Source organism: Brachybacterium tyrofermentans, assembly GCF_014897585.1.
GTDB lineage: Bacteria > Actinomycetota > Actinomycetes > Actinomycetales > Dermabacteraceae > Brachybacterium > Brachybacterium tyrofermentans.
Window position 1 is genome coordinate 1 of the sequence record NZ_JABUXW010000065.1, and the last position, 3,500, is coordinate 3,500.

Genomic DNA, 3,500 nt, shown 5'->3' on the forward strand with positions numbered 1-3,500 from the left:
CAGTAGCACCCTCATCGTAAGAGGGCCCACTGTCCGAAAACCACGCGGCACCTCAGACCCAGCCCGCGAAAACCCTGCCCGTGACGACAAAGGTGCCGCCAAGTTGGAACCTTTTGCGTCGCGGGAGCTGCGCGCATGCAGTCCGTCACGTCGGCGGCGACATCGCCCGAACGTGGCCCTCTGCGATGCGGTCCTCTGCGATGGAACAGGGCCCGGGATCCGATGCCGTCGGATCCCGGGCAGTTCCGCGGTCAGGCGGTGGCCACGGCCGGCCCCGGGGTCTCCGAATCGGCTCGGCGCCGGATCAGCTGAAGCACGACGGCGATGGCTGCGAGCACGAAGCCCACCGCAGAGACCGCGATCGAGGGATACACCATCAGCACACCCCCTACGATCAGCAAGGTGCGGTCCAGCGCTCTCCCCCGGGCCACGAGGAACCCCGCTAAACCTCCGGCGATCGCTGTCATCCCGAGGACCACGGTGATCAGAGCCGGGATCAGCTCGCCGATGGTCCCCTCGAGCAGCAGCGCCGGTTCGAGGACGAACACGAACGGGATGAGGAAGCCGGCGATCGCCAGCTTCAGTGCCGTCACACCGGTCTTCAGCGGGTTCGAGTTCGCGATGCCGGACCCCGCATAGGCCGCGAGACACACCGGCGGCGTGATGTCGGCCAGGATGCCGAAGAAGAAGACGAACATGTGCGCCGAGATCAGGGGGACGTCGAAGTTGTTGTAGAGGATCGGTGCGGCGACGGTCGCGGTGACCACGTAGTTGGCGGTGGTCGGCAGGCCCATGCCCAGCACCAGGCTGACGATCATCGTGAAGAACAGCACCAGCAGGAAGTTCCCCTGCGCGAGGTCGATGACGGCGTTGCCGAGGCGCCCGCCCAGGCCGGTTCCGGTCACGGTGCCTGCGACGATGCCTGCCGTGGCGCAGGCCGCGATCACGGGGAGCGCGGTGCGCGCGGCCGCCTCGAGGGTCTTGATGATCCCGGTGAACGAGAGTCGCGTGGACTTGCGCGCGAAGCTCAGCACGAAAGCGACGCCGATCCCCCAGAGGGCGGCGCGCGCTGGAGAGAACCCGGACAGCATCATGTAGACGATGACGATCAGGGGCAGGATCAGGTCGATCCGCGTGATCAACGACTTCCACGTGGGCAGCTCGGAGACGGGCAGGCCCTTGATCCCGGTGCGCTTGGCCTCGAAGTGCACCGAGAGGAATGCGCCGAGGAAGTACAGAGCCGCCGGGATGATGGCGATGATGATGATCTCGTTGTACGGGATCCCGGTGTACTCGGCCATGATGAACGCGGCCGCGCCCATGATCGGCGGCATGATCTGGCCGCCGGTGGAGGCTGTCGCCTCGGTCGCCGCCGCGAAGTGAGGCTTGAAACCGGCCTTCTTCATGATCGGAATCGTGAACGAGCCCGAGGCGACGGTGTTGGCCACCGACGACCCCGAGATCATGCCCTGCAATCCGCTGGCCGCCACGGCCGCCTTCGCGGGACCACCGGTGAAACGGCCCGTCGCACGGAAGGCCAGGTCGTTGAAGAATGCTCCGATGTTGGTGCGGATCAGCACGACGGCAAACAACAGGAACAAGAAGATGAAGGTCGAGGAGACTTGGATGGGCGTGCCGAAGATGCCGGACCGCGCCGTGAAGAAGGTGCCGACGACGTAGTTCTCCCACGACTGCCCGACGATGAGCACGGCGTAGCCGATCGCCGCCAGGGCGATCAGCACGATCGGAAGCCCGACACAGCGCCGGGTGGCCTCCAGGACCAGCACGATGCCCAGGGTCGCGATCACGTAGTCGAGGTCGCGGAACCCCAGGATCTGCACCATATTGCTGGTCAGGTGGTCGTAATCGACGACGATGAAGAGGTTCACCGCCAACGCGACCACGGCGAGGATCAGGTCGTACCAGGGCACGCCGCGCCGGGTCAGGGAGAGCCGTTTGCTGGCCGGATACAGCAGGAAGATGATCGACGTCGCACCGCCGAGGTGGATAGCCCCCTGGATCAGCGAAGGACGAGATCCGAACAGACCGGTGTAGAGGTGGAACAGGGTGAGGGCGACCGACAGGCCGCCCACTCCCCATGCCCACACCCCGAGGTTCATGCGGAACCGGCTGGCGGTGTCGTGCTCGCGAAGCACCTCCTGCGCATTCTTCTCGGCGTCAGCCACCTCGGCGGGGGCGGTCGCCGGCTCCGTGGACCGCGGCTCCTTCTCGTGGTCTGCCGAGCTCATCTCAGAGGAGTCCCTGTTCCTTGTAGTACTTCTCGGCGCCCGGGTGCAGCGGCACGTCGCCCTGACCCGAGAGCGCGAAGTCGTGGTTGATCAGACCGCCCTGGGGCAGGGTGATCTCACCGGCGTGCTCGAAGGTGGCGGCCGTGATGTCGTAGCCGACCTCGGGGCTCACCTGGGTCATCGAGGCGATCAACGTGGCGGCCACGGACAGGGTGACCACGGGCTCCTCCAGGAAGTCGTACGCATCGGGCTCGATCGTGTAGACGTCGAAGGAGCTCTCGCTCGCCACCTCCTCGGCCTTGTCCTGGTCCATCGAGACGAGCTGCACGTCATTGGTCGCCGCCAGGTCGCCGAGGGAGCCCGTCGGAGTGCCCACCACGAACACAGAGGCATCGATGTTGTTGTCGCGAAGGAGGTCCAGCGAGCTGGCGAAGTCCTGCTCGAACGCCTCGTAATCGCCTTCTTCGATCCCGTAGACGCTGAGGATCGCGTCGGAGACGGCGCGTGTCCCGGATCCCACGTCGCCGACGGCGATCCGCTTGCCCTTGAGGTCCGCCGGGCTCTCGAGCCCGTTGCCCGCGAGTGTCACGATGTGCGCGGCCTCGGGATAGAGGGCTGCGATCCAGCCGATGTTGTCGACCTTGGCACCCTCGAACTCCCCGGTGCCGGTGACGGCGGTCTGGGCGGTGTCGCTCTGGACGATCCCGAGCTGCCACTCCTCCTGGAAGATCATGCCGATGTTCTCCACCGAGGCACCGCTGTCGGTGTAGTTCACCGTCAGCCCCTCGATGTTGTCCTCGTAGATGGTGGCGTACTCGCCGCCGAGCGGGTAGTACACACCACCGGTGCCGCCGGTACCGAAGGTCAGATCGGTGACGAAGTCACCCTCACCGCCTCCTCCGCCGGTGCCGCCCTCGTCCTCGCTCCCGCAGGCGGCGAGCAGTCCGAGCGCCGCGATGGGGCCCAGCGTGGCGAATGTCCGTCGTCCGATCCTCATGGGTCTTCTCCTCAGTGGGTCATGCAGGAACGAGGGGAACGGTCAGGTCCTTCAGCAGCTTCCTCACCGCATTTCCCTGACCGCCTCGTCAGTGATAGTCGATCACATCACGGTTCCTCTGCTGCGCCCCCCTGTTTCCGCTGGGTCACGTCATAACATTTCGGAGTTGAGTCCCGCATAGTGGTGTAGCGCGGTGGCCCCGTGATCGTCTCTGACGAGGACGCGGTCACCGTGTGATCCTTCGAGTGAACCTC

General features: G+C 65.8%; 2 protein-coding genes. Both read right to left on the reverse strand.

All coding sequences use genetic code 11. The features are described from left to right. Window positions 1-251: 251 nt before the first annotated feature. The gene (locus tag INT49_RS20595) at window positions 252-2,249 is read right to left on the reverse strand and encodes a TRAP transporter permease (RefSeq protein ID WP_193119601.1); all 1,998 of its coding nucleotides are present in this window, start codon (window positions 2,247-2,249) and stop codon (window positions 252-254) included. Window position 2,250: 1 nt separating this feature from the next. Then, the gene (locus INT49_RS20600; protein ID WP_193119602.1) at window positions 2,251-3,246 is read right to left on the reverse strand and encodes a TAXI family TRAP transporter solute-binding subunit; all 996 of its coding nucleotides are present in this window, start codon (window positions 3,244-3,246) and stop codon (window positions 2,251-2,253) included. Window positions 3,247-3,500 lie beyond the last annotated feature (254 nt).